Origin of the sequence: Kitasatospora sp. NPDC001603 (genome assembly GCF_040298365.1) — a bacterium.
Taxonomy (GTDB): Bacteria; Actinomycetota; Actinomycetes; order Streptomycetales; family Streptomycetaceae; genus Kitasatospora.
Genome location: NZ_JBEPAA010000011.1, coordinates 132303 through 157056, shown reverse-complemented (window position 1 = coordinate 157056; position 24754 = coordinate 132303). Strand labels below are relative to the sequence as shown.

Annotated in this window: 23 protein-coding genes; 12 read left to right on the top strand and 11 right to left on the bottom strand. The window is 73.6% G+C overall.

Annotation, left to right across the window (positions count from 1 at the left end; all coding sequences use genetic code 11):
• Positions 1-95: 95 nt before the first annotated feature.
• The 4 genes from ABT263_RS10760 to ABT263_RS10745 are packed head-to-tail and all read right to left on the bottom strand — an operon-like array spanning position 96 to position 3215.
• Positions 96-506 (bottom strand): Fur family transcriptional regulator, encoded by a 411-nt coding sequence (locus tag ABT263_RS10760; RefSeq protein WP_329487566.1) that lies wholly within the window; start codon positions 504-506, stop codon positions 96-98.
• A gap of 35 nt (positions 507-541) precedes the next feature.
• A complete protein-coding gene (locus tag ABT263_RS10755) occupies positions 542-1465 on the bottom strand; it encodes a metal ABC transporter permease (protein ID WP_352289833.1) in 924 nt (307 codons plus the stop codon).
• Positions 1462-2226, bottom strand: a complete 765-nt coding sequence (locus ABT263_RS10750) for a metal ABC transporter ATP-binding protein (RefSeq protein ID WP_329487562.1) — start codon at positions 2224-2226, stop codon at positions 1462-1464. The genes ABT263_RS10755 and ABT263_RS10750 overlap by 4 nt, the downstream gene beginning before the upstream one ends.
• 17 nt (positions 2227-2243) lie before the next feature.
• Positions 2244-3215: a metal ABC transporter substrate-binding protein gene (locus ABT263_RS10745; RefSeq protein WP_352289830.1), complete on the bottom strand. Its 972-nt coding sequence runs from the start codon at positions 3213-3215 to the stop codon at positions 2244-2246.
• 190 nt (positions 3216-3405) lie between these two features.
• Between ABT263_RS10745 and ABT263_RS10740 the strand changes: the two genes are divergently transcribed.
• Complete coding sequence (locus ABT263_RS10740) at positions 3406-4788, top strand: glycine--tRNA ligase (protein WP_329487560.1); 1383 nt, start codon at positions 3406-3408, stop codon at positions 4786-4788.
• Positions 4789-4886: 98 nt separating this feature from the next.
• Here the strand turns inward: ABT263_RS10740 and ABT263_RS10735 are convergent, their stop codons facing one another.
• The 3 genes from ABT263_RS10735 to ybiA all read right to left on the bottom strand — a co-directional run bounded on the left by ABT263_RS10735 (position 4887) and on the right by ybiA (position 8087).
• Positions 4887-6167, bottom strand: a complete 1281-nt coding sequence (locus ABT263_RS10735; RefSeq protein WP_352289827.1) for a hypothetical protein — start codon at positions 6165-6167, stop codon at positions 4887-4889.
• A 68-nt stretch (positions 6168-6235) separates the two neighbouring features.
• On the bottom strand, positions 6236-7360 hold the full coding sequence (locus ABT263_RS10730) for a hypothetical protein (protein WP_352289824.1): 1125 nt from the start codon (positions 7358-7360) through the stop codon (positions 6236-6238).
• A gap of 148 nt (positions 7361-7508) precedes the next feature.
• A complete protein-coding gene (gene ybiA / locus ABT263_RS10725) occupies positions 7509-8087 on the bottom strand; it encodes a riboflavin biosynthesis intermediates N-glycosidase (protein WP_502885781.1) in 579 nt (192 codons plus the stop codon).
• Positions 8088-8330: 243 nt separating this feature from the next.
• Here ybiA and ABT263_RS10720 point away from each other — a divergent pair, with 243 nt between their 5' ends.
• Together ABT263_RS10720 and ABT263_RS10715 are read left to right on the top strand one after the other, a co-directional pair.
• Positions 8331-8894 carry an RNA polymerase sigma factor gene (locus ABT263_RS10720; protein WP_352289821.1) on the top strand — a complete coding sequence of 188 codons (564 nt, stop codon included), beginning with the start codon at positions 8331-8333 and terminating at the stop codon, positions 8892-8894.
• Complete coding sequence (locus ABT263_RS10715; RefSeq protein ID WP_352289818.1) at positions 8887-9156, top strand: hypothetical protein; 270 nt, start codon at positions 8887-8889, stop codon at positions 9154-9156. The genes ABT263_RS10720 and ABT263_RS10715 overlap by 8 nt, the downstream gene beginning before the upstream one ends.
• A 92-nt stretch (positions 9157-9248) precedes the next feature.
• Here the strand turns inward: ABT263_RS10715 and ABT263_RS10710 are convergent, their stop codons facing one another.
• On the bottom strand, positions 9249-10574 hold the full coding sequence (locus ABT263_RS10710; protein ID WP_502885783.1) for an MFS transporter: 1326 nt from the start codon (positions 10572-10574) through the stop codon (positions 9249-9251).
• A gap of 320 nt (positions 10575-10894) precedes the next feature.
• On the opposite strand from ABT263_RS10710, the gene ABT263_RS10705 reads away from it, so the two are divergent.
• Positions 10895-11812, top strand: a complete 918-nt coding sequence (locus tag ABT263_RS10705; RefSeq protein ID WP_352289815.1) for a helix-turn-helix transcriptional regulator — start codon at positions 10895-10897, stop codon at positions 11810-11812.
• A 527-nt stretch (positions 11813-12339) separates the two neighbouring features.
• Here the strand turns inward: ABT263_RS10705 and ABT263_RS10700 are convergent.
• A complete protein-coding gene (locus tag ABT263_RS10700) occupies positions 12340-12876 on the bottom strand; it encodes a hypothetical protein (protein WP_352289812.1) in 537 nt (178 codons plus the stop codon).
• A 134-nt stretch (positions 12877-13010) separates the two neighbouring features.
• Between ABT263_RS10700 and ABT263_RS10695 the strand changes: the two genes are divergently transcribed.
• The 8 genes from ABT263_RS10695 (at position 13011) to ABT263_RS10660 (ending at position 22207) form a co-directional block, all read left to right on the top strand.
• Positions 13011-14237: a sensor histidine kinase gene (locus tag ABT263_RS10695; protein WP_352289809.1), complete on the top strand. Its 1227-nt coding sequence runs from the start codon at positions 13011-13013 to the stop codon at positions 14235-14237.
• Positions 14225-14869 (top strand): response regulator, encoded by a 645-nt coding sequence (locus ABT263_RS10690; protein ID WP_352289806.1) that lies wholly within the window; start codon positions 14225-14227, stop codon positions 14867-14869. Before ABT263_RS10695 ends, ABT263_RS10690 begins: the two co-directional genes overlap by 13 nt.
• 2 nt (positions 14870-14871) lie before the next feature.
• Positions 14872-15654: a DUF4097 family beta strand repeat-containing protein gene (locus tag ABT263_RS10685; protein WP_352289803.1), complete on the top strand. Its 783-nt coding sequence runs from the start codon at positions 14872-14874 to the stop codon at positions 15652-15654.
• A gap of 311 nt (positions 15655-15965) precedes the next feature.
• The gene (dusB, locus tag ABT263_RS10680; RefSeq protein ID WP_352289848.1) at positions 15966-17072 is read left to right on the top strand and encodes a tRNA dihydrouridine synthase DusB; all 1107 of its coding nucleotides are present in this window, start codon (positions 15966-15968) and stop codon (positions 17070-17072) included.
• Positions 17073-17635: 563 nt separating this feature from the next.
• Positions 17636-20344, top strand: coding sequence for a pyruvate, phosphate dikinase (gene ppdK, locus ABT263_RS10675; RefSeq protein ID WP_352289800.1), 2709 nt, complete (start codon positions 17636-17638; stop codon positions 20342-20344).
• Between the two features lie 429 nt (positions 20345-20773).
• The gene (locus ABT263_RS10670) at positions 20774-21283 is read left to right on the top strand and encodes a ribonuclease (protein ID WP_352289797.1); all 510 of its coding nucleotides are present in this window, start codon (positions 20774-20776) and stop codon (positions 21281-21283) included.
• Between the two features lie 106 nt (positions 21284-21389).
• Positions 21390-21890 carry a hypothetical protein gene (locus tag ABT263_RS10665; RefSeq protein ID WP_352289795.1) on the top strand — a complete coding sequence of 167 codons (501 nt, stop codon included), beginning with the start codon at positions 21390-21392 and terminating at the stop codon, positions 21888-21890.
• Positions 21890-22207 (top strand): winged helix-turn-helix domain-containing protein, encoded by a 318-nt coding sequence (locus ABT263_RS10660; RefSeq protein WP_329487535.1) that lies wholly within the window; start codon positions 21890-21892, stop codon positions 22205-22207. Before ABT263_RS10665 ends, ABT263_RS10660 begins: the two co-directional genes overlap by 1 nt.
• A 109-nt stretch (positions 22208-22316) precedes the next feature.
• Here ABT263_RS10660 and ABT263_RS10655 read toward each other — a convergent pair whose 3' ends face one another.
• Together ABT263_RS10655 and ABT263_RS10650 are read right to left on the bottom strand one after the other, a co-directional pair.
• Positions 22317-23312: a putative endonuclease domain-containing protein gene (locus ABT263_RS10655; protein WP_352289792.1), complete on the bottom strand. Its 996-nt coding sequence runs from the start codon at positions 23310-23312 to the stop codon at positions 22317-22319.
• Between the two features lie 181 nt (positions 23313-23493).
• The gene (locus ABT263_RS10650) at positions 23494-24222 is read right to left on the bottom strand and encodes a GNAT family N-acetyltransferase (RefSeq protein WP_329487531.1); all 729 of its coding nucleotides are present in this window, start codon (positions 24220-24222) and stop codon (positions 23494-23496) included.
• Positions 24223-24754: the final 532 nt, after the last annotated feature.

Below are 24754 nucleotides of genomic sequence, written 5' to 3'. Positions count from 1 at the left end.
CGGCGACCCTGCTGACCCTCTACATCGGCCACCTGCGCAAGCTGGAGCGGCTGCGGTACGAGGTGAAGATCGACCGGCCCTTCGGCGCGGCCGGATCAGGCCTTCTTGGCGCACTCCGCACAGGTCCCGAAGATCTCCAGGGTGTGGGCGATGTCGCTGAACCCGTGCTCGGCGGCTACCGAGTTGGCCCAGCGTTCGACGGCCGGCCCCTCCACCTCGACGGTCGCGCCGCAGTGCCGGCAGACCAGGTGGTGGTGGTGCCCGCTGCTGCAGCGGCGGTAGACGGCCTCGCCGTCGGCGGTGCGCAGCACGTCGACCTCGCCGGCGTCGGCGAGCGACTGCAGGGTGCGGTAGACCGTGGTCAGACCCACCGAGTCGCCTCGGTGCTTGAGCATGTCGTGGAGCTCCTGCGCGCTGCGGAAGTCCTCGATCTCGTCCAGGGCCGCCGAGACGGCGGCTCGCTGCCGGGTCGAGCGGGCGCGCGGCGACGGGCCTGCGGTGGTCACCGTGGGTCCTCCTGGGGGTGTGGGCATCTCGCACCTCATTGTGCCAGCCCCGCCCTCCGGTCCGGAGTGGTCGCGTCGGACGCGCTCTGCCCGGGCAGTTGGACGTCGCAGACCGCGGGGCCGGGGTCGGTCTTCGCCGTCCGGTGCCGGTGGCGGGCCAGCGGTGCGGCGATCGCGCTGAACACCGCGAACACCGCGATGGCGAGCAGCACGATGGCCGGTCCGGAGGGGACGTCGAGCTGGTAGGAGCCGGTGACGCCGGCCAGCGAGACCAGGACGCCGAGGCCGATCGAGGCGGCCTGGGTGGCGGCGAAGGAGCGGGTGAGCTGCTGGGCGGCCACCACCGGGACCACCATCAGCGCGCTGACCAGCAGCAGCCCGACCACCCGCATGGCGACCGTGACGGTGATCGCGGCCATCACCGCGAGCAGCAGGTTGAGGAGGCGCACCGGCAGGCCGGTGACCCGGGCGAAGTCCTCGTCCTGGCAGATCGCGAAGAGCTGGCGGCGCAGGCCCACGGTGACGCCGATGACCACGGCGCCGAGGACGCCGATGGTGACGAGGTCGGCGGGGGCGACGGTCAGGATGGAGCCCCAGAGGTAGCTCTCCAGGCTGCCGGCGCCGGCCTGGGCGGACTTCGAGACCAGCAGCTTGCCGCAGGCCATGCCGCCGTAGAACAGCATGGCGAGGGCGATGTCGCCGCGCTGGTTGCCGCGCGAGCGGACCAGCTCCATGGTGACGGCGCCGAGGACGCAGACTAGGACGGCCATCCAGACCGGGCTGGTGTCGAAGATGAAGCCGAGGCCGACCCCGGTCATCGCGACGTGGCCCATGCCGTCGCCCAGCAGTGCCTGGCGCCGCTGCACCAGGTAGATGCCGACGGCCGGCGCGGTGATGCCGACCAGGACGGCGGCGAGCAGGGCGCGCTGCATGAAGTCGTAGGAGAGCATCTCGGTCATGCGAGCAGCCTCGGCGGGGTGTGGTCGGCGTGCGGGTGGACGTGGTCGTGGCCGGGCAGGGCGTGCAGGCCGGTGTTGGGGACGGGCGGGCCGTCGTGCGCGACGCAGCCGTCGCGCAGCACCACGGCGCGGTCGATCAGCGGCTCCAGCGGCCCGAGTTCGTGCAGTACCAGCAGCACGGCCGCGCCGCGTCCGACCTCGGCGCGCAGGGTGTCGGCGAGCACCTGCTGGCTGGTGGCGTCCACTCCGGCCATCGGCTCGTCCATGATCAGCAGGTCGGGGGTGCCGACCAGGGCGCGGGCGATCAGCACCCGCTGCTGCTGGCCGCCGGAGAGGTCGGCGACGCCGTCCCCGGCCCGGTCCAGCATGCCGACGGCGGTCAGCGCGCGGTCCACCGCGTCCCGGTCCCGGCGGCGGAAGGGCAGCAGCCGGTGCTGCGGGAGCCGCCCGGTGGAGACCACCTCGCGCACGGTGGCCGGCACGCCGGAGGCGGCGGTGGTGCGCTGCGGCACGTAGCCGACCCGGTGCCAGGCACGGAACTTGGCGAACGGGATGCCGAACAGGTCCAGGCTGCCGTGCTCCAGCGGGACGGCGCCGGTGACGGCCTTGACGGTGGTGGACTTGCCGGAGCCGTTGGCGCCGAGCAGGGCGACCACCTCGCCGGGTTGCACCGTGAGGTCGACGCCGCGCAGCACCGGCCGGCCGCCGCGCGAGGCGACGGCGTCGTGCAGGCGGACGGCCGGGGGTATCGGGTGGGTCATGGCGTGTTGTCGTCCCCTCAGCTGGTGGTGGCGCCGGCCGTGCCGAGCGCGGCCCGCAGGTTGGCGAGGTTCTGCTCCATCACCGTCAGGTAGGTGTCCTTGGCCGGGTCCTTGACGCCCTCCAGCGGGTCCAGCACCGCGGTCCGGAGGCCGAGGTCCTTGGCGACGGTCTCCGCGAGCTTGGGGCTGACCAGGGTCTCGAAGAAGATCGTGGTGACGCCGTTGTCCTTGGCGGCCTTCTGGACGTCGGCCAGCCGGGCCGGGGTGGGCTCGGACTCCGGGTCGACGCCGTTGATGGCGACCTGGGTGAGGCCGTAGTGCTCGGCGAGGTAGCCGAAGGCGGCGTGGCTGGTGACGAAGGTCCTGGTGTTCGCGTCCTTGAGGCCGTCCCGGAACCGCTGGTCCAGGGTGGTGAGCTTGCCGACCAGTTCGTCGGTGTTCTTCCGGTAGTCGGCCTCGTGCGCCGGGTCGGCCTTGGCGAACTCGGCGCCGACGCTCTGGGCGACCGCCGCGTAGCGGGTCGGGTCGAGCCAGATGTGCGGGTCGCCGGGGGCGCCGTCGTGCTGGTGGCCGTCGCCCTCGGCGTGGCCCTCCTCGCCCTCGCCGAGGTGGTGGTCGACCAGCGGGCTGGCGGCGGTGGCGTCGACGACGTGCTTCGCGCCGGAGTCGGCGACCGCCTTGTCCACGGTCGGCTGGAGGCCCTTGAGGTAGAGCAGGGCGTCGGCCTTCTTGACGCTCGCGACCTGCTTGGCGGTGAGGTCGAGGTCGTGCGGCTCGGTGCCGGCCGGGGTCAGGGTGGTGACCTTGACGTGCTCGCCGCCGATCTGCGAGGCGAGGAACTCCATCGGATAGAACGAGGCGACGACGCCCAGCTTGCCGTCCGTGCCCTTGGCGCCGCCGTCCCCGCCGCAGGCGGTGAGCAGGAGGGCGCCGGCGAGGGTGGTCGCGGTCAGGGCGAGGACGGTGCGGGTAGGTCGTCGGATCATCATGACAACCATTCTCAGGTTAGATGGAAATGATTGTCAAATCACTCGGACGGGTGAACGGTGGATGGTGATGGTTGGGCGGGGCCGGGCGATACCGATTTGAACCCCGTACCCGTATGGCCGGTAACCTGAGGTATTCGGGTACGCGCAACCAGCCGTGCCCTGACCGTGCCGTCGTACTGAAGAGAGCACTGTGGCCGCCGACAAGATCGACACGATCGTCAGCCTGAGCAAGCGCCGTGGCTTCGTCTACCCCTGCAGCGAGATCTACGGCGGCACGCGTGCCGCCTGGGACTACGGGCCGCTGGGCGTCGAGCTGAAGGAGAACATCAAGCGCCAGTGGTGGCGCGCGATGGTCCAGGCCCGTGAGGACGTCGTCGGGCTCGATTCGTCGGTGATCCTGGCCCGTGAGGTCTGGGAGGCCTCCGGTCACGTCGCCACCTTCAACGACCCGCTGACCGAGTGCCTCTCCTGCCACAAGCGCCACCGGGCCGACCACCTGGAGGAGAAGTACGAGGCCAAGCACGGCTACCCGCCGGCGAACGGCCTCAAGGACATCAACTGCCCCGACTGCGGCACCAAGGGCTCCTTCACCGAGCCCCGGGAGTTCTCGGGCATGCTGAAGACGCACCTCGGCGTCACCGAGGAGGCGGGCGGCCTGGCCTACCTGCGCCCGGAGACGGCGCAGGGCATCTTCACCAACTTCAAGGCCGTCCAGACGACCTCGCGCAAGAAGCCGCCGTTCGGCATCGCCCAGACCGGCAAGAGCTTCCGCAACGAGATCACCCCCGGCAACTTCATCTTCCGCACCCGCGAGTTCGAGCAGATGGAGATGGAGTTCTTCGTCAAGCCGGGCGAGGACGAGCAGTGGCACGACTACTGGCTCCAGCAGCGCTGGGACTGGTACGTCGACCTCGGCCTGCGGACCGAGAACATGCGCTTCTTCGAGCACCCGAAGGAGAAGCTGTCCCACTACGCCAAGCGCACGGTGGACATCGAGTACCGCTTCAACTTCGGCGGCCAGGAATTCTCCGAGCTGGAGGGCGTCGCCAACCGCACCGACTACGACCTCACGGTGCACAGCGAGGCCTCCGGCCAGGACCTCAAGTACTTCGACCAGGAGTCCGGCGAGCGGTACTTCCCGTACGTCATCGAGCCGGCGGCGGGCCTCAACCGCGCCATGCTGGCCTTCCTGATCGACGCCTACTTCGAGGACGAGGCGCCCAACGCCAAGGGCGTCCTGGAGAAGCGCGTCGGCATGCGGCTGGACCCGCGGCTGGCCCCGGTCAAGGTCGCGGTGCTGCCGCTGTCGCGCAACGCCGACCTCTCGCCGAAGGCCCGCGGCCTGGCCGCCGACCTGCGCACCGCGTGGAACGTCGAGTTCGACGACGCGGGCGCGATCGGCAAGCGCTACCGCCGCCAGGACGAGATCGGCACGCCGTTCTGCGTCACCGTCGACTTCGACACCCTTGAGGACAACGCGGTGACCGTGCGCGAGCGCGACACCATGTCGCAGGAGCGCGTCTCGCTCGACCAGGTCAAGTCGTACCTGGCCGCGCGGCTGATCGGCTGCTGACCGCAGCACACCCGGCCGTCGCGCCGAAGGAGCCCCCGTCCGCCTTCCGGCGGGCGGGGGCTCCCCGCGTCCGGCCCGTCGAACCCGCCGGCCCCGGCCTACCGGCGGCCCCAGCGGGAGCGCGGCGGGCCGGCCGGGGCGGTCGGCAGGCCGGCGCCGCGCAGCGAGGCGAGGGTGCTGCGGTGGCGGCCCTCGTCCTCCAGGAGGGCGGCCAGCAGGCCGTCGTAGAGCCGCCGGTGCGGGGCGAGCGCGGTGGCGAGCCGGACGAGTTCGGCCGGCGGGCGCAGCGCCGCGAGGTCGCGCAGCAGGACGCCGGACAGCGGCTCCGGCAGGGTGCCGGCCAGGTCGGCGAGCTCGGCGGCGGGCCGGCCGGCGGCCTGGCGCAGCAGCGTCCGGGCGTCCTCGGAGCGGCCGGCCCGCTCCAGCCCGGCCGCGAGGGCGGCCAGCTCGGCGGTGGGCGCGGAGCCCCACTCCCAGAGCAGGGTGGCGCTGTCCGCGTGCTGGCCGGCCCGTTCCAGGGCCACCAGCAGGGCCGGCAGCGCGTCGGCCGGGTAGGCCCAGAGGGCGTGGAACAGTTCGGTCGCCTCCTGGGCCAGGCCGGCGGAGCGCAGTTCGGCGAGGGTGCTGGCGGCCTGCGTCGGAGTGCCGGCCGCGGCGCCGCGGGCCAGCTGGACGGAGGCGTCGGGCGGGCCGCCGCGGGCGAGCAGACCGGCCAGCCGGGCGGTGTCGAGCGGGAGGAGCAGGGCGGCGGCCTGGCCCAGCAGGGAGGTGATCTCCTGGGTGGCGCCCTGGCGGTGCAGAGCGGTGATCCGCTCGGCGAGGGCGGTGAGTTCGGCGGGGGAGCGGCGCCGGGGCGGCTCCGGTGGCTCTTCGGGCGCGGGCGGTGGCTGGGGCGCCGGGACCGTCCGGGGCGGGGTCGGTTCGCCGGCCTCCTCGGGGCGGGACCGCGGGGCGCCGAACCGGGCCCCGGTGGCGGGTGGCGGCGGAGCCGCTCGGCGCGCCGACGGGGCGTGCGCTCCTTCCTCCTCCCCCCGCACGCCCCCGAAGCGGGCGCCGGTGGGCTGCCGGGGCACCGGATTGCGGACCGGCGGCTGGCGCAGCCGGTCCTCCAGCGCGGTCAACTGCTCGCTGAGCTCCAGGCATCGGGTGCCGAGCCCCTCGCGCAGCGTCCGCGCCTGGGCCAGCTGCCGCAGCAGTTCCGCGTCCGGCCGCTGCCGCTCCGGGACGGCCCGCACGGCCTCGGCGAGCCGCCGTTCGCGCTGGTTGGCGTACTGCCGGGCTCGCAGTAATTCGTCCAGCTCGGCACGGAGGTCGAGCGCGTCCTGTTCGCTCTCGCCGCTGTGCTGAGCCGGGGGTTGTTCCGTGTGCCGTATCCGCATGATCGCCGCACCCTGTCCATCTCGACCCTGACTGCGGGTCATCCTGGCGTCGGTATACGGCGACAGAGTTACGGGAGTGCGTCGAAATGTTTGCGACTGCCGTCCAGGACCGCGCAGACGGCACCGGCGGTGAGCAAGCCGACGACGGCCGCCCGGAGCAGAGCCGCCTCGAAGTACGGGTCGGTGGACCACCGGACGGCCAGGTATCCCGCCCCCGCGCCGACGGTGGCGGGCAGGACGAGCCGGCCCGCGCGCCGGCCGACGGCGGCGATCAGCACCGCGGCGCCCGCCGCGGCGGCCAGCCGGGGCGTGCCGAAGCTCCCGGCGTACCGGAGGGCGAGGGCGGGGACGAGGAACAGTGCGAGGCCCCGGCCGAGGGAGTCCGTGAGCGCGGCCACGCGGGGGCCGGCCGGGGCGCCGGGCCGTTTCGCCGCCAGGAAGCGGGTCGCGCCGAGCACGGCGACCGCGGTGATCATGCCCGTGAGCCGGTCGCCGAGCCGGGAGAGGTTGTAGAGCAGCACGGTGTCGTAGAGGGCCAGCATTAGGGAGCCGAGGGCCCACAGCTCGACCGCGAGGACGAGCGGCCCGGGGGAGCGGGGCGCGGTGTCCGCCTCCCGCCCCGCGATCCGGGCGAGCAGCGGCGCGGTGACCAGCGCCGACACGACCCGGATGACCAGGTCGTCCACCGTGTACGGGTTGCGCAGCTCCCACTCCACCGCGCAGAACGCGACGGTGTACGAGGCGGCGGCGAGCGGGAGCAGCGGTGAGCGGGCCACCCGGACGTACAGCTGCCGGTCGAGCCGGCGCAGCACGGCGAGGAAGGCCAGCAGGACGAGCGGGAGTTCGAGGAAGGCCTGGACGCGCAGCACGGACGGCGCGAGCAGCTCGGGTGCGGGGGTGTGGGCGGCGACCCAGTCGACGAACGGGTTGTCGCGGGGCACGGCGAACCACCCGGGGGGCAGGTAGCGCGCGACGAACGCGGTGCTGCCGTCGTGCACGCGCTGGACGTAGACGGCGAAGGCCAGTTGGTTGAGGAGGATCAGCGCCACGACGGCGGCGAGCAACGCCTCCGGCCCTGGCGCTCCCCCGCGCCCGGGCCGGACCTCCCGCCGCAGCACCCTCGGGGTGAGGGCGAGCGCGGCGCCCACCGACAGCACCGCCGTGGCGTCCAGGACCGGGGCGATCGTGCTCATCGGCTCCTCCGGCGGGTCGCGCTTCTCCGGCTCGTCCGGCTCGTTGTGTTCGTCGTTCTCGTGGCGCTCGTGGCGCTCGTGGCGCTTGTGGCGCTTGTGGCGCTCGTGGCCCCCGTCGTGCCCGTCGTGCTCGTGGCGCTCGCGATGCTCACCGGGCCAGCCGGGTGCGGGCCTCCATCAGGGCGAAGCCGAGCAGGTTCTCCCCGCGCCAGTCGGCCGGTCGTGCGGCCCGTTCGTCGTCGGCGGCGAGACCGATGCCCCAGAGCCGGTCCACCGGGCTGGCCTCGACCAGCACGCGCTGCCGGGTGCCGAGGAGGTAGTCGCGGAGGGCCTCGTCCTGCCCGAACTTGGCGACATTGCCCGTCACCACCAGCTCGAACCGCCCGGCGGCCCAGGTGGGTTCGTCGAACCCCCGCACCTGGCGCCCCAGCTTCTTCGCCTCGGCCGGGGTCCGGGCGGCGAGGATCCGCGGCACGATCGCCTCGTCGCCGAACAGCCGGGCCTTCCCGGCCATCATCCAGTGCTCGGCGCTCGCGTACGTCACGCCGTCCACGGTGAAGGGGGACGGCCACCACTGGCTCAGCGCCCCCTGCCCGACCGAACCGTCCTGCTGTGGCTGATGCCCCCAGAACATCAGCCACTTCGGCTCGGCGCCGGAGGCGACGGCCGCCACCAGCTCGGCCCGGTTGCGGGTGTCGAGGGGGTTCCCCTTCTCCATGCTGCTCATATCGTCATCCTGACGTAAAGGGGGCCCGTGGTGCCAGTGATTTGATCGGGGCGGTCCGCCCGTGACCGGCTCCGGGAACGGGGCTGAATCCTTTGCGCGGGGGTGTGCCTCTTATGAGTGTCTCCGACGAAAGGGTCGGACCGGACTGGGAGGTTCTCGTGATCGTTGGCATCGCCGTGGCTGTCGCCCTGTTGCTGCTGTGCACCTGCACCGTGGTCGTGATGAGGAAGCGGGGGCGGGGCCGTGGCTGACGCGGGGGGCTGGCCGGGGGAGCGCCTGGTCCACGCGGCGCAGCGGGGGGACGTCGACTCGATCGCCGCGCTGGTGTCGGGGGCGCACCCGCATGTGCGGCGGTTCGCCCGGACGTTGTGCGCCTCGCCGGAGGATGCCGAGGATGCGGCGCAGGAGGCGCTGATCATCCTGTACCGCAAGATCGGGATGCTGCGGGCCTCCGGTGCGCTGGCGTCGTGGATGTTCCGCATCGTGCGCAACGAGTGCCTGCGCCGGGCGCGGGTACTGCGGCGCGACCCCGTGCCGTCGGGGGACGACACCGTGCTGTCGGCCGAGGAGGAGGTGCTGCGCCGCCTGGAGGCCGGGCGGGTGGCGGCGGCGATCGCCGCGCTCCCGGCCGACCAGCGGCGGGTGCTGGTCATGCGGGACATCCAAGGCCTCGACGGGCGGACGGTCGCCGACGCGCTGGGGCTGAGCGGCGCGGCGATGAAGTCACGACTGCACCGGGCGCGATCGGCCGTCCGCTGCGAGCTGCGGGCCGCGCCCGAGACCGTCCTTGGAGGCATCGGTGAGTGATCGACCCGACTTCGCGAGTGCGTCCCTGCCCCGCCACCTGGTGCGCGGCGCGGTGGGGTTCGGCGGCCTGATCGGCGCCTTCGCGCTGCTCCCGGTGGTGGGGCCGGCCGCGCTGCTGCTCCTCCCGATCGGGGTGCTCGCCCTGCGCGGATGCCCGATGTGCTGGACGATCGGGCTGATCCAGACCGTCTCGCGGGGCCGCCTGGAGCGCTCCTGCACGGCGGACGGCCGGTGCCGGCTGACCGTCGCCGGGTCCGGCTGACGACGCCCCGCGCACCCGAGCGCGCCCGACCGCGACGTCGCGGGCGGGCGCGCGGGCTGTGCGGGAGCCGGTCGTGACCCGGCCGTCCGGGGTCACCCGATGGAGCGGGGGAGCCGGGTGGTCAGGTACAGGATGCTGAAGGAGCCCAGCAGTTGGACGGCGAGGCAGAGGGCCAGCGCGCGGTCCATGCCCACGGTCGGGGCGAGGGCCAGGTAGAGGCTGCCGAGGGTGGCCACGCCGAGGGCCAGGCTGGACTGCTGGCTGGTGGCGAGGACGCCGCTGCCGACGCCCGCGCGGTCGGCGGGCACCTTGGCGAGGACCACCCGGAACAGCGGGGTGCCGATCAGGCCCTGCCCGATGCCCGCGAGCGCGACCCCGGGGGCCATCCGCAGCGGGGAGAAGTGCGACCAGTCGGCGAGCACCGTCAGGATCAGGGCGGCCAGGCCGAGCGCCTGGACGACGGCGCCGGCGGTCAGTACCCGGCTGCCGAAGCGGCCGATCAGCCGGGGGCCGGCGAGCGAGGCCCCGAAGTAGCCGACGGCCATCGGGACGAGCGCCCAGCCGGCCGCCACCGGGCCGAGCCGCAGGCCCTGCTGGAGGGCGATCGCGATCACGAACATGAAGCCGCCGAAGCCGCCGAAGTAGGGGAGGGCGATGCCGAGCCCGCGCCGCATCTCGGGGATCCGCAGCAGGCTGGGCGGCACCAGCGGGGTGGCGCCACGGCGTTCGGCGCGGGTCTCGACCAGGGCGAAGGCGACCGCGAACACCGGGGAGAGCGCGAGCAGCACCCAGGACCAGAGCGGCCAGCCGGCGGCGCGGCCCTCCATCAGCGGGACGAGCAGGGCGAGCATGGTCGCGGTGAGCAGCAGGGTGCCCAGGACGTCCACCCGGGCGGCCTGCGGGGAGCGGCTCTCCGGCACGTACCGGAGGGCGAGGACGAGGGCGAGCAGGGCGAACGGGACGTTCAGCAGGAAGACGGAGCGCCAGCCGGTGCCGAGGACGTCGGCGGCGACCAGCATCCCGCCGAGCACCTGGCCGACCACCACCGAGATCCCGGCGACCGCGCCGTAGACGCTGAGCGCGTGGCCGCGGCGGGCGCCGTGGGTGGCGGCGGTGATGGTGCCGAGGACCTGGGGGACGATCAGGGCGGCCGAGGCGCCCTGGGCGGCGCGGGCGGCGACCAGCGACCAGGCCCCGGGGGCGAGCCCGCAGGCGAGCGAGGTGAGGGCGAACGCGGCGGCGCCGACCACGAAGAGCCGTCGGCGGCCGAAGATGTCGCCGAGCCGTCCGCCGAGGACGAGCAGGACGGCGAACGCGATGCCGTACCCGGCGGCGACCAGCTCCAGCACGGCGGGGCCGGCGGCGAGGTCGCGGTCGATGGTGGGCAGGGCGACGTTGACGATGAAGAAGTCGAGCATCGGCAGGAACGCCCCGAGCAGTACGGTGACCAGCCCGGCGGTGCCGATCGAAGCGGTGCCGATCGAAGCGCTGCTCGGCGAGGTGGCGCCGGAGGCGGCAGAGGCGGTGGTGCTACCGGTGGTGGTGCCGGCGGTGGTGGAGCCGGCCGTGGTGGAGCCGCTGGGGCGGGCTGACGCGGTAGCGGTGGTGGTCGTGGCGACGGCGAGTTGTTGGGTCACGGGTCATACGATCTTCCGTCCGATAACCTGGTACCAGAGTGTGCTTATCCAGGTATCAGAAGTACCTGGCACCCGGCTCCCGCATGGCGCATGCTGAGTCCATGAGCCTGACCACCGCGCCCGTCCGAAGCACCGCCGCGCCCGCCGGGTCGACCGCGACCGCGAGCCCCGCAGCCGCTCCGCCGACCCCGCTCGCCGCCGAGGCCCGACGGCACGAGCTGGCGGCGTTCCTGCGCAGCCGCCGCGAGCGGATCGCACCGGAGCAGGTGGGCCTGCCGACCACCGGCCGCCGCCGGACGCCCGGGCTGCGCCGCGAGGAGGTCGCGCAGCTCGCCGCCGTGGGGGTCACCTGGTACACGTGGCTGGAGCAGGCCCGGGACATCCAGGTCTCCACCCAGGTACTGGACGCCGTCGCCCGTGCCCTGCGGCTCGATCCGGCCGAGCGGTCGCACCTGTTCGCCCTGGCGGCCGCCGAGGACCCCGCTCCGGTGCTGGAGTGCCCGACGGTGACCCCGGCGGTGCGGCTGGTGCTGGAGCAGATGGCGCCGATGCCGGCGGCGGTGATCAACGCCCGGTACGACATCCTGGCGCACAACCCCTCCTACACCCACCTGGTCGGGAACGTCGACGAGTTGCCGTTCGAGGAGCGGAACCTGGTCTGGATGGCGTTCACACCGTCGCGCTTCCGGGACGTGCTGGTGAACCACGAGCAGGAGCGCGAGGGAATGGTGGCCCGGTTCCGGTCGGGCATGGCGGACCACAGCGCCGAACCGGCCTGGAAGGCACTGCTCGCCCGGCTGCGCAAGGCCTCGCCGGACTTCGAGGCGGCCTGGCAGCGGCACGACGTCCAGCGGCCCGGCAACGGACTCAAGCAGTTCCTCATCCCGGGGGTCGGGCTGCTGCACTGCGACTACACGAGCTTCTGGCTCGGGCCCCGCCCCAGCACCCGCCTGATCGCCTACACCCCCCGGGACGAGGAGACCCGGGCACGGATGGCCCTCATGGCGGACGGCCTCTGACCCGGACGGCCGTCGGACCGCCCGTCGTACCGGGCGTCGGGCCGCCCGTCGGGCCCGGCCGCCGCCGAGCCGGCCCGTCGTGCCCGGCACCGGCCCCGACACCGGCTCGGCAGCCGCCGCGCCCCGACCGAGCGCCAGGCAGAGGACGGCCAGCGGCAGCTCGACACCGCAGGCCATCACCAGGGCGGCGAGCAGCGGCAGCCCGCGTCCGGCGGTGCCGACGTCGGCCAGGGCGTCGCCCGCGAGCAGCAGCGCCACCACGCAGGCGGGCCCGAGCGCGGCCGGACTGCGGCGGCGCAGCAGCGCGTCCAGCCAGAGCAGGGCGCTCAGCTCGCCCAGGTCGAGGACGACCCAGACGGTCTCGTGGCAGAGCACCAGCACGGCCAGCCAGGGCAGCAGTGCCAGCGCCGCCAGGGCGGGCACCTGCGGAGCCCAGCCGGGCAGCGCCGGGGCGGTCGGCCGGGTCGGTCGGACGCGCGGAGCAGGCCAGGCGAACGACGTCGGCCGGGCTCCCGGCAGGACGGCGCTCATCGTGCGCTCCGGCCACGCGGGCGGACCCGCTCCAGCGACCGCCGCACCCGGCCGGCCGGGTGCTCCACCAGGACGCCGTCGAACGGGCCCCGCGCCCAGGCGAGCCAGAACTCCCCGGCCACCGTGACCACCTCGGGTGCCTCGACCACCCTGGCCCGCCGCCCCGCCCGGCGCAGCCGCCCGGCGGTGAAGCCCACGGCGGGCGCCGGGCCGCCCTGCGGCAGCCGGCCCCAGACCAGCCCGTACGACTCCCGCGCGCCGAGGGCCGGGCACCGTCGGGCGCCGCGCAGCAGTTCCGGGGCGAGCCGGGCCGCGACCACGACGTCGACCAACTCGCCGTGCTCGTACACCTCCAGCGCGGCCCGCCCCCGGGACGCCGGGACGCCCCGCACCGACCAGGGCCCGAGCAGCCCGAGCCGGCCCGCCGACCCGAGCAGGCCGACCGGCCGCGCCCACGCGGCGCCGGCGTCGCCGAGACCGGCGGCGGGCCGCGGGTGCGGCGCGGTGGTGGGGTGCGAAGGAGTGCTCGTCATGCCGTCAAGACTTCCGTGGACGGCGCTCGCTGTCGGTAGTGCACCACACCGAATCAGGGGTGTACCCAGCTACACCCCAGGTCTCCACTCCCCTTCATGGCGGCCGTCGATCTTCGCGCCCTACGCTGTCCGTCATGCCCTCCACCCCGCTGCGCCGCGCGCTCGCCAGGAGCGTCGGGCGGCCGCTGTGGGCGGCCGTCTGGCGCGACACCCGGTTCATAGCCGCCGGCGTCCCGCTGGCCGCGCCGATCTGGCTGGCCGTCCTCTACTTCAAGGTGTTCCTGCTGATCCTCGGCCTGAGCCTGGCCGGCATGCGCCTGCTGACGACGGCCCAGCGCGGCCGGTTGCGCGCCCTGCGGGGGGTCGAGGTGCCGCCGCTGCTCCGTCCGGTCCGGACCTCGGCCGGTCTGCTGACCGGGCTGCGCACGGGGGTGAGCTGGCGCCAGGTCGGCTACCACCTGCTCGCGGGCCCGCTGCTCGCGCTCGGCGCCGTCGGGCTGCTCTACGCCTGGGGTGCGGGCCTGGTGATGGCCACCGTCTACGGCTGGACGTGGTTGATGCCGTCGTCGAGCCCGGTCCGCGGGGCGCTGGTCACGCTGGACGTCGCGATCACCGTGGGCGGTGTGCTGCTGCTCCTCGTGCTGCCGTGGGCGACGGTCCTGCTGGCCCGGCTGGAGGAGTGGACGGCCCTGCGGCTGCTCGGCCCCGGCCGGGCGGAGGCCTTGGAGCGCCGGGTCGAGGAGATCGCCGAGAGCCGGGCCGGCCTGGTCGACGCCGTCGACGCCGAGCGCCGCCGGATCGAGCGCGACCTGCACGACGGCGCCCAGCAGCGGCTCACCTCGCTGGCGATGAACCTGGGCCTGGCCCGGCGCACTCTCAAACACGCCCCGCCCGAGGTCATGCAGGTGATAGTGGACGCGCACGAGGAGGCCCAGGCCGCCATCGACGAACTGCGGGACCTCGTGCGCGGCCTGCACCCCGCCGTTCTGGAGGACCGCGGCCTGGACGCGGCGCTGTCCGGCATCGCCGCCCGCTCGCCGCTGCCGGTGCGCGTCGACGTCGCCCTGACCGAGCCGGTCGCCCCGACCGTCGAGGCGGTCGCCTACTTCACCGTCTCCGAGGCGCTGACCAACGTCGCGAAGCACGCCCGTGCCTCGCGGGTCGACCTCTCGGTGCGGACGGCGGGCGGCCGGCTGCGCCTGGTCGTGAGCGACGACGGTGTCGGCGGCGCGGACGCCGCGCGCGGCACCGGCCTGACCGGGCTGCGCAAGCGCGCCGCCTCGGTCGACGGCACGCTGTCCGTTCTGAGCCCCCTCGGGGGTCCCACCACCATCACCGTGGAGCTGCCGTGCGTGCTGTGATCGCCGAGGACTCGGTCCTGCTGAGGGTCGGTCTGGTCAAGGTCCTGGAGGCCGTGGGCTTCGAGGTGGCGGCCGCGGTCGGGGACGCCGAGGCGCTGCTCGCCGCCGTCGAGGAGCACCGTCCGGCAGTGGTGGTGGCGGACGTCCGGATGCCGCCCGACTACACCGACGAGGGCGTCCGGGCCGCACTGATGATCCGCCGGCAGTGGCCGGAGGTCGCGGTGCTGCTGCTCTCGCAGTACGTCGAGGAGCGGTACGCGGCCGATCTGCTGGCCACGAACACCAGTGGGGTGGGCTACCTGCTCAAGCAGCGGGTGGCCAATGTGGACGACTTCGTGGACGCCCTCCAGCGGGTGGCCGAGGGCGGCACCGCGCTGGACCCGGAGGTGGTCGCCCAGCTGCTGGTCCGCCGCCACCGCGATCCGCTGGAGAAGCTGACCCCGCGCGAGCGGGACGTGCTCGGCCTGATGGCGGAGGGCCGCTCCAACGCGGCGATCGCCGCCGCCCTGGTGGTCAGCGACAGCGCCGTGGCGAAGCACATCAACTCGATCTTCACCAAGCTCGAACTGCCGCCGGCCGACAACAGCCACCGCCGGGTGCTCGCGGTGCTGCGGTTCCTGGAGGTCGGGTAGCCGTGGGCGCACGTCGGGCCTGGCAGATCACCGGGACGCTCACGCTGGCCTTCGCCATGCTGTTCGGCGCCGTGCAGACCTGGGCGGTGGTGGTGCAGCAGAAGGCGGTGTCCGAGCACTCCTACCAGGTCGCGGTGACCAGGGTGGAGCTGGACACCGGGACGGCGGCGGTCCGGATCAAGCCGGGCGTCCCCGGACGGGTGACGATGAGGCAGTACCTGGACTGGACGGTCCGCAAGCCCACGGTCTCGGCGATCTTCCAGGGGGACGTCCTCACCGTCCGGATGCGCTGCAACCAGTTGCTGCCGGCGGTGGACGTCGGCTGCGGCGCCTCGATCGACCTGGAGGTACCGGCCGCGGCCTCGGTGTCCGGCGGGGGGACGTCCGGTGCGCTGGAGGTCCGGGACCTCACCGGGGACGTCCGGCTCTCCGCGACCTCGGGCGCGATCCGGCTGACCGGGCTCTCCGGACAGGTGTACGCGCGCACCACCTCCGGTGAGCTGAAGGCCGCCGGCCTCGGTTCGCCGCGGGTGGAGGTGAGGGCCTTCTCCGGGGAGATCGACCTGGGCTTCGTGCGGCCGCCGCAGCTGGTGGACGCCGGTGCCACCTCCGGGTCGGTGGCGATCGGACTCCCGAAGGGCTCCCGGTACGCCTTCGACTTCAGCGGCGCCGCCGGTCCGGGCGACCGCCACATCGATCCCGAGCTGGCCGACTCCACCAGCTCCGACACCGTCCGGGTGGTGACCACCTCGGGTTCGGTGCGCATCGTCACCGCGGCGGGCTGACGGACGCGGGCCCACGGACTTGGGCCCACGGACTTGGGCCCCGGACAAAGGCCCACCGACCGGCCCCCGGAAGGCCCGGTGAGCAGCGCCGACCGGCCCCGGCGCGCGGTGGGGGACAATGAAGAGTCCCGAGCCCCCGTCCACGAGGTCAGCCGCGCATGACAGCCACGCTCGACACCACCGCGTCCGCCACGGCATCCGCGCCCGCGCCCGCCACGGCACCCGCCGCCGCGAACGCGGCCGCCGGCGAGCCCGCGGCCGCCGCCGCGCCCGCGACCAGCTCCGAGTTCGCGCCGCTGACGATCGGCCCGATGAGGGTGTGGCCGCCGGTCGTCCTGGCACCCATGGCCGGCATCACCAACGCGCCCTTCCGCACCCTCTGCCGCGAGCAGAGCGGCGGCAAGGGCCTGTACGTGAGCGAGATGATCACCACCCGGGCCCTGGTCGAGCGCAACGCCAAGACCATGCAGCTGATCAAGTTCGACGCGAGCGAGAAGCCGCGCTCGATCCAGCTGTACGGAGTGGACCCGGTGACCGTCGGCAAGGCTGCCCGGATGATCGCCGACGAGGGCCTGGCCGACCACATCGACCTCAACTTCGGCTGCCCCGTCCCCAAGGTGACCCGCAAGGGCGGCGGCTCGGCGCTGCCGTACAAGCGCAACCTGCTGCGCGAGCTGTTGCGCGAGGCCGTGGCGAACGCGGGGGACCTCCCGGTCACCATGAAGATGCGCAAGGGCATCGACGACGACCACCTCACCTACCTGGACGCGGGCCGGATCGGTGCCGAGGAGGGCGTGGCCGCCATCGCCCTGCACGGGCGCACCGCCGCCCAGCACTACGGGGGCACGGCGGACTGGTCGGCGATCGCCCGGCTGCGCGAGTCCGTCCCGGCGCACATCCCGGTGCTCGGCAACGGCGACATCTGGTCGGCGGACGACGCGGTGCGGATGATGCGCGAGACCGGCTGCGACGGTGTGGTGGTCGGGCGCGGCTGCCTCGGCCGGCCGTGGCTGTTCAAGGACCTGGTCTCGATCTTCGAGGGCGAGGTCGACTACGCCCGCCCGAGCTTCGCCGACGTGGCGCGGGCGATGGTGCGCCACGCGCAGCTGCTCGGGGAGTGGCTGGGGGACGAGACCCGCGGCGTGATCGACTTCCGCAAGCACGTCGCCTGGTACACCAAGGGCTTCTCGGTCGGCTCCGAGCTGCGGGTGAAGCTGGCGAACTCCTCCTCCTTGTCCGAATTGGCCGAAACCCTGTCCATGGTGGAGCAGTCGCAGCTCTGGCCGGCCGGCGCGGACGGGCCGCGCGGGCGTACGAGCGGCAACAACCGGGTGGTCCTGCCGGAAGGCTGGTTGGACGATCCGTATGACTGCGCTCTCCCCAGCGCAGACGCCGAATCGGACACCTCCGGCGGTTGATCTGGCCGCTTCGGCGAAAATGGCGCTCGGCGACCCCTCGCCACCGCGTCCCAGCCCTCTTGTCCCATCTGGACAAGAGGGCTCCTTTTTGGTGCGCGAGCATTACGGAAAGAGTACGGATCCGGACGCAGTGCGACGATCGGCGGAGGAGGCCTACGCCCGACGGGCGAGATGCGTCCGTGACGCTTGCCACATACGGTGGCGACTGACGGCCCTTCAGGTGACGAAATGGACAGGTCGGCAGGGAATCGCTTCCCGAAGGGGGTGGCGCGGGATCGGGTGCTCGGGGTGCAGGAAATCAAGCCTGGGCAACACGCTGGACCGCCGACCGCTACCCTGCGTCCCCCTGGTGTGATCTTCCTGTTTCCTTGAGTTCAAGACTTGAAGGAATGCTCGCGTCATCCGGACGATTTCACCAACAGAGGTGAACGCCTTTACGTGCATTCGATCTGTGGGGTTACCACTGGGTACCGGCCTCATACGGCCTATTGGCGGCGCGGAAGCGCCTTCGAAATGGGTATGTTCTCCGGCGTCAGGGCAACCGTGTGCGAGGAGACCGACCCGTGCCGTCCCAGCAGAAGTTTGTTTACTCCTTCACCGAAGGAAACAAGGACCTCAAGGATCTTCTCGGCGGCAAGGGCGCGAACCTGGCCGAGATGACCAACCTGGGCCTCCCCGTCCCTCCGGGGTTCACCATCACCACCGAGGCCTGCAAGGTCTTCCTGGAGACCGGCAGCGAGCCCGCCTCCCTCCACCAGGAGATCAGTGCCCACCTGGACGCCCTTGAGCAGGAGATGGGCAAGCAGCTCGGCCAGGCCGACGACCCGCTGCTGGTCTCGGTCCGGTCCGGGGCCAAGTTCTCCATGCCCGGCATGATGGACACCGTCCTGAACATCGGCCTCTCCGACACCTCGGTGGTCGGTCTGGTCGCGCAGTCCGGCAACGAGCGTTTCGCCTGGGACTCCTACCGCCGCCTGGTCCAGATGTTCGGCAAGACCGTGCTGGGCGTCGACGGCGAGCTGTTCGAGGAGGCCCTGGACGAGGCCAAGCACGCCAAGGGCACCGTCAACGACCTGGACCTGGACGCTTCCGACCTCCGGGAACTGGTCGAGGTGTTCAAGGGCATCGTCCAGCGCGAGACCGGCCGGGCCTTCCCGCAGGACCCGCGCGAGCAGATGGACCTCGCCATCCACGCCGTCTTCCACTCCTGGAACGGCGACCGCGCGCGGCTGTACCGCCGCCAGGAGCGCATCCCGAACGACCTGGGCACCGCCGTCAACGTCTGTTCCATGGTGTTCGGCAACCTCGGCGAGGACTCCGGCACCGGTGTCGCCTTCACCCGCGACCCCTCCACGGGCGCCGTCGGCGTCTACGGTGACTACCTCTCCAACGCCCAGGGTGAGGACGTCGTCGCCGGCATCCGCAACACCCTGCCGCTCGCCGATCTCGAACAGCTCGACAAGAAGTCGTACGACGAGCTGATGACGATCATGCAGAAGCTCGAGAACCACTACCGCGACCTCTGCGACATCGAGTTCACCATCGAGCGCGGCAAGCTCTGGATGCTCCAGACCCGGGTCGGCAAGCGCACCGCCGCCGCCGCCTTCCGGATCGCCGTCCAGCTGGTCGACCAGGGCCTCATCGACCTGGACGAGGCCCTGATGCGGGTCACCGGCGGTCAGCTCTCCCAGCTGATGTTCCCGCGCTTCGCGCCGAACGCCGAGTCCAAGCAGATCGCCTGGGGCCTGGCCGCCTCGCCCGGCGCCGCGATCGGCAAGGTGGTCTTCGACTCCTACACCGCCGTCAAGTGGTCCCGTTCCGGCGAGAAGGTCATCCTGGTCCGTCGCGAGACCAACCCGGACGACCTGGACGGCATGATCGCCGCCGAGGGCATCCTCACCTCGCGCGGCGGCAAGACCTCGCACGCCGCCGTCGTCGCCCGCGGCATGGGCAAGACCTGTGTCTGCGGTGCCGAGGAGCTGGAGGTCGACACCAAGCGCCGCCGGATGACCACCTCCGACGGCCTGGTGCTGGAAGAGGGCGACATCGTCTCCATCGACGGTGCGAGCGGCAAGGTCTACCTGGGCGAGGTACCCGTCCTGCCGTCCCCGGTGGTCGAGTACTTCGAGGGCACCCTGCACGCCGGCGCCGACGTCCAGGGCGGTCTCGTCCAGGCCGTGCACCGGCTGATGTCGCACGCCGACGGCCGCCGCCGGCTGGCCGTGCGGGCCAACGCCGACAACTCCGAGGACGGCGGCCGCGCCCGTCGCTACGGCGCCCAGGGCATCGGCCTCTGCCGCACCGAGCACATGTTCCTCGGCGAGGAGCGCCGCAAGGAGGTCGAGCACCTGATCCTGGCGGACAACGACAAGGACCGCGAGACCGCGCTCTCCACCCTGCTGCCGCTGCAGAAGGGCGACTTCCTGGAGCTCTTCCAGGCGATGGACGGGCTGCCCGTCACCGTTCGCCTGCTCGACCCGCCGCTGCACGAGTTCCTGCCGGACATCACCGAGCTCTCGGTGCGCGTCGCCCTCGCCGAGGCCCGCAAGGACCCGAACGAGAACGACCTGCGGCTGCTCCAGGCGGTGCACAAGCTGCACGAGCAGAACCCGATGCTCGGCCTGCGCGGTGTCCGCCTCGGCCTGGTCATCCCCGGCCTGTTCGGCATGCAGGTGCGCGCGATCGCCGAGGCCGCCGCCGAGCGCAAGCTGGCCGGTGGGGACCCCCGCCCCGAGGTGATGATCCCGCTGGTCGGCACCGTCCAGGAGCTGGAGCTGGTGCGCGACGAGTGCGATCGCGTGCTGGCCGAGGTCGCCCAGTCCACCGGCGTCCAGCTGGACATCAAGCTCGGCACCATGATCGAGCTGCCCCGGGCCGCCCTGACGGCCGGCCAGATCGCCGAGGCCGCCGAGTTCTTCTCCTTCGGCACCAACGACCTCACCCAGACGGTCTGGGGCTTCTCCCGGGACGACGTGGAGGCCTCGTTCTTCACGGCCTACCTGGAGAAGGGCATCTTCGGGGTCTCCCCGTTCGAGACCATCGACCGCGACGGTGTCGGCGCGCTGGTCAAGCACGCCGTCCAGGCCGGCCGGGCCACCCGCCCCGACCTCAAGCTGGGCGTCTGCGGCGAGCACGGCGGCGACCCGGAGTCGGTGCACTTCTTCCACAAGGTGGGGCTGGACTACGTCTCCTGCTCCCCCTTCCGGATCCCGGTGGCGCGCCTGGAGGCAGGCCGCGCCGCCATCGAGACGGCGGGCAGCGACTCGCGCTGACGCGGTGCCCCGGCCAGGCATCGGCCGGGGCGCCGCCGACGCGGTCCCTGACCGCACCCCCTCCCCCCGGGGAGGGCGTACACCGGAGCTCGGCGCAGGAGAACCGGCGTACGTAACGCGAGCGGGGCGGGAACGGACAATGGCGTCCGTTCCCGCCCCGCTCGTCTGTCTGTGCGGAGGGCCCGCGGGGAACGGCGGGCAACGGCGGGGAACCGCGGGGACTCTGCCCGAAGGTCTGCGCGCCCGGCCGCCGCCGGGCCGAAGAGCGTGCCCGCCCGGCCGCCCGGGTCTGCCCGCCCGGCCCGCCATACCGTCCCTCTGCCCACCCGCGCCGCCCGCCCGTCGCACCCGACGAGCGGCCGCGGGTGTGGCCGCGGCCACGCGTGTGGCTGGCCGGCCACGGCCCGGCCGGCTGCCAAGCTGGAGCGCATGACCAGCAAGCACCGCCTGTTCGCCCTGGTGGCCGTCCTCCTCTGCGCACTCGCCGCGCTCGCCGGGTGCCAGCTCTCGAACGACGGGGCGGACAGCCCGAAAGCCACCGTCGCCGCCTCCACCGGAGCGAGCGCCACCGGCCCGAAGCCCTCCGCTCCGAAGCCCTCCCCGCCCGCCGGCACCACTCCGGCCCCGCCCGGCGGCTGGGTGCCCACCGACCCCGCGCTGGCCGACGTCTGCCGCACCAAGCTGCCCGCCCAGGCCGTCGACACCCTCGGCCTGATCGCCAAGGGCGGCCCCTACCCGTACCGCTCGGACGGCATCGTCTTCGAGAACCGGGAGAACCGCCTCCCGCGCAAAGCCTCCGGCTACTACCACGAGTACACCGTCGTGACCCCGGGCTCCGGCGACCGCGGCGCCCGACGCGTCGTCACCGGCGGCACCGGTGAGCAGTACTGGACGGCCGACCACTACGGCTCCTTCCAGGAGATCGACGCCCGCTGCTGAGTCATCGGCCCTGGAAAGTACTTTCCACATCGGAAAGTAGATGCCATAGTGGAAGTACCAGCAACGCCGGGGCGCCCACGGGGCCCCGGGCACTCCAGGGGGATCCATGAACGCCGCCGAACCCGCCGACCCGTCCGCCGCCGACCGGTCCGCCGTCGACCTGCCCGCCGCCGAGGCGCTGCGCCTGGCCGACCGGGCCAGGGCCGCCGCCCAGGCACCGGGCCGCCTTCCCGGCTGGTACGGACCGGCCTTCGCGGTGGCGTTCACCGTCTACGGCACCGGCGTCGGACAGGCGATCGGAGCCGGGATGGGCTGGCTGGGCGGGCTGTTCGGGGCGCTCTTCGCCGCCCTGACGGGTGCGCTGGCCCGGGTCGCCGTGAACCAGGGCGGCATCGTGCACCGCATGGCGCCCGGCATCGGTCGGCCGGTGGTCCTGGCCGTCCTCGCGGTGATCCTGGTGGGCCTGGCCGCCCTGCTGCTCGCCTGGCTGGCGGGCGGCGGTGCGCGCTGGATGGGCGCGGTGGCGGGCTTGGCGGCGGGCGCGGCCTTCTGGGTGGCCACGGACCGGCTCACCGCGTCGATCCGCCGGATGCCGGCGGCCCGCTGATGCCGGCCGCGCTCGACCCGCTGCTCCAGCACCCGACCCGGCTGATCGTGCTGGCCTTCCTGAGCGCCTGCACCGAGGCCGAGTTCGCCACCGTCCGGGACCACTGCGAGGTCTCCGACTCGACGCTCAGCAAGGCGGCGGCCGCCTTGGAGGAGGCCGGATACGTGGTGGTGAAGAAGGGGTACGTCGGCAAGCGTCCGCGGACCTGGCTCGGCGCCACCAAGGCCGGCCGCAAGGCGCTGGCCGCCCACCTCGCCGAACTCCAGCGGCTGGTGGCCGCGGCCGAGTCCGCCGGCGCCGCCCAGGACCCGGCCTGAGCCCACGCGCCGACCGGACCGCGTCCGCCCACCGGTACGCCCGCAAGTCGCACGCCCGCAGGTCGCTACGCCCGCACACCGGCGCCCCCGCGGGCCCGCCGCCCTCGCCCTACCGGGCCCGCCGCCAGCCGATCCGCGCGTGCGGCCCGTGCGGGCCGGTGGCGAGCAGGGTCCGCAGCTCCCGCAGCACGGGCTCCGGCTCCCGCCGCAGCTGCACCGGCGTGGCGCGGACGACCGGGAGTCCGGCGGCGGTGAGGCGGTTGGCCCGCGCCAGCCCGCGCTCGTGGTCGGCCGGGCGCAGGTGCCAGGCCCGGGAGTCGATCTCCAGTGCCACGCAGGCCTGCGGCCAGTAGGCGTCGGGGACGGCGAGGAAGCGCCCGTCCAGGAACAGCACCGGGTTCCAGAGCGGTTCCGGCAGGCCGGCCCCGCGGACCAGCTCACGGGCCTCGCCCTCGACGACCGAGCGCACTCCGGCGGTGAGGTCCTCCACCACCTGGGCGACCTGCGGCAGTGCGAGCGCCCCCGGCCGGGCGAGCAACTGGTCCAGCAGCTCGCCGAGGCCGCAGTGCCGCCGCTGGACCGCCTCCGCGCAGAGCGCCCGGAACCGGCGCCGGCCGCCCTCCCGCGGTACGAGGTCGGCCACGGCCCGGGCGACCGTCGTGCTCCAGAGCCCGTCGTCCCGCTCGAACCCGCCCGGCAGCGGCCCGGCGGCCCGGTGGATCCGGACGAAACCCCGGTCCGCGACCCGGTGCGGGCCCGCGATCAGCACGTCGACGTCCCCGAGGTCCGCCGGGTGCCCAGCGGACGGCAGCCCGGCCGAGGCCAGGACCGCCTCCCCGGTCAGCAGCACCTCGCCGGGCCGCGCCGACCGCCCCTTCGGCGCCGCGTACGCGAGCGCCGCGCGCAGCCGCTGATGCGGGGTCAGCCGCCCGCTCTGCAGGCAGATCACCCGGGGCAGCACCTGCTGCCAGGGGCCGCCGGGCCGCAGCCGGTGCGCGATGGTGCCGGACGGCACCCCGAGCCGGCGCAGCTGTGCCCGGGTGACGATGTGCTGCTGGTCGGCGCCGAGCAGCAGCAGGGGGTCGAGGAGGTCCGTGCGGGTCATGCCGGGGTGCTTCCCGCCCGGGTCGGGGGTATGCGGAACATCGCCCGTCGGGGGAGCGGGCCGCCAATCGGGTTGACGCGCGCCGCTCCAGCGGATGGGCTGGCCGCGATGACTTCCCTCCACACCGGTCCCGGGCTGCTCGCCCGGCTGCTGGAGCACGCCGCGACCGGCGGGCCGCCGGTCAGGCCGTGATCAGCTGCCCAGCACCGCCGCCGTGTCTAAGGCACTCCTGGTTGATCGCGCGTTCCGGGGCGCTCGGCGAGGTGGCGGCGGCGATCCGCAGCTCGATGATGTCCCGTACGGCGGGCCACTCGGAGTCGAGGATCGAGTAGAACGCGGTGGAGCGCACCACCCCGTCCAGCCCGCGCGAGTGTGCCCGGCGGACGCCCTCGGACGTCGCGCCGAGGCGCTCGATCGCGGCCCGGGAGCGCAGGTTGCGGGCGTCCGCGCGCATCGAGATCCGCTGCACCCGCCACTCCTCGAAGGCGTACCGCAGCATCAGCAGCTTGGCCTCGGCGTTGACGCCGGTGCCCTGGGCACGCGGGGAGAGCCAGGTGTTGCCGATCTCGGCGGCGTCCGGGACGGCCGTGGCCGGATCGCCGAACGGCACGCCGGGCACCGGCGGCCAGACGACCGGGCCCTGCCAGTAGTCGAGTTCGAGGAACCGGGTGGAGCCGACCACCCGGCCGTCCGCGAGGTTCACCGTCGCGAACGGCAGCGCCCGGCCCGCGGCCCGGTCGGCGAGGGCGCGCGCGATGTAGTCGCGGGCCGCTTCCAGGCCGTGCGGGACGGGGGTGAAGGCGTAGGTCGTACGGTCCTCGGCGCCGGCCTCGGCGATGGCCTCGGCATGGTGCGCGGCAAGGGGCTCCAGCCGCACGGTGCGGCCGGTGAGGATGACAGGTACGGGCACGGAACCATCGGTCCTTCATCGGTCGGAGGGCGCGTCCCGCGCCGGGGTGCGGCTCGGGCTGCGTGGACGTTCGCCCCGGCCCCGGAATCCGCCCGCCCGGGACCGCGCACGCCGGAGGACCGGTCGGACGGGGTGGGGGCGGCGGCCCCGGAGGCGGGCAGCGCGGTGCCGGAACGGACACGGGTCGACGGACCGGTCCGGCGGGATGAGCGAGGGGACAGTGTGCGTCCGCGAGATGGCCGAAGAGGAAACGTGAGCGCGAAGGGGAGCAGGCGGCCAGATGAAGGCAAGATGCGTCGTGGGTGACTGGCCGAGCACCGGGCCGGGACGTGATCGACGGCGTTACGGACGACGTGACGACGACGCGGCGATGCGAGGCAGCGAGAGGACGATACCCGCCAGAAGGCGGTGCGTCACCTCGCGGCACACGAATGGGCGCGCGGGCCTTCCGGACGCACGCCCGGGAGGGGCTTCGGGCGCCCGTGACCAGCGGGTTTGCCGCCGGGTGCGATCATGGTCCGGAGGGCATCGC

Coding starts and splice junctions, on each gene's coding strand:
- dusB (WP_352289848.1), top strand. CDS start 15,966: ATGAGGGTGTGGCCGCCGGTCGTCCTGGCACCCATGGCCGGCATCACC.
- ABT263_RS10670 (WP_352289797.1), top strand. CDS start 20,774: ATGACCAGCAAGCACCGCCTGTTCGCCCTGGTGGCCGTCCTCCTCTGC.
- ybiA (WP_502885781.1), bottom strand. CDS start 8,087: ATGAGCAGCATGGAGAAGGGGAACCCCCTCGACACCCGCAACCGGGCC.
- ABT263_RS10700 (WP_352289812.1), bottom strand. CDS start 12,876: ATGACGAGCACTCCTTCGCACCCCACCACCGCGCCGCACCCGCGGCCC.
- ABT263_RS10710 (WP_502885783.1), bottom strand. CDS start 10,574: ATGCTCGACTTCTTCATCGTCAACGTCGCCCTGCCCACCATCGACCGC.
- ABT263_RS10660 (WP_329487535.1), top strand. CDS start 21,890: ATGCCGGCCGCGCTCGACCCGCTGCTCCAGCACCCGACCCGGCTGATC.
- ABT263_RS10755 (WP_352289833.1), bottom strand. CDS start 1,465: ATGACCGAGATGCTCTCCTACGACTTCATGCAGCGCGCCCTGCTCGCC.
- ABT263_RS10745 (WP_352289830.1), bottom strand. CDS start 3,215: ATGATGATCCGACGACCTACCCGCACCGTCCTCGCCCTGACCGCGACC.
- ABT263_RS10750 (WP_329487562.1), bottom strand. CDS start 2,226: ATGACCCACCCGATACCCCCGGCCGTCCGCCTGCACGACGCCGTCGCC.
- ABT263_RS10655 (WP_352289792.1), bottom strand. CDS start 23,312: ATGACCCGCACGGACCTCCTCGACCCCCTGCTGCTGCTCGGCGCCGAC.
- ABT263_RS10695 (WP_352289809.1), top strand. CDS start 13,011: ATGCCCTCCACCCCGCTGCGCCGCGCGCTCGCCAGGAGCGTCGGGCGG.
- ABT263_RS10705 (WP_352289815.1), top strand. CDS start 10,895: ATGAGCCTGACCACCGCGCCCGTCCGAAGCACCGCCGCGCCCGCCGGG.
- ABT263_RS10730 (WP_352289824.1), bottom strand. CDS start 7,360: ATGAGCACGATCGCCCCGGTCCTGGACGCCACGGCGGTGCTGTCGGTG.
- ABT263_RS10735 (WP_352289827.1), bottom strand. CDS start 6,167: ATGCGGATACGGCACACGGAACAACCCCCGGCTCAGCACAGCGGCGAG.
- ABT263_RS10665 (WP_352289795.1), top strand. CDS start 21,390: ATGAACGCCGCCGAACCCGCCGACCCGTCCGCCGCCGACCGGTCCGCC.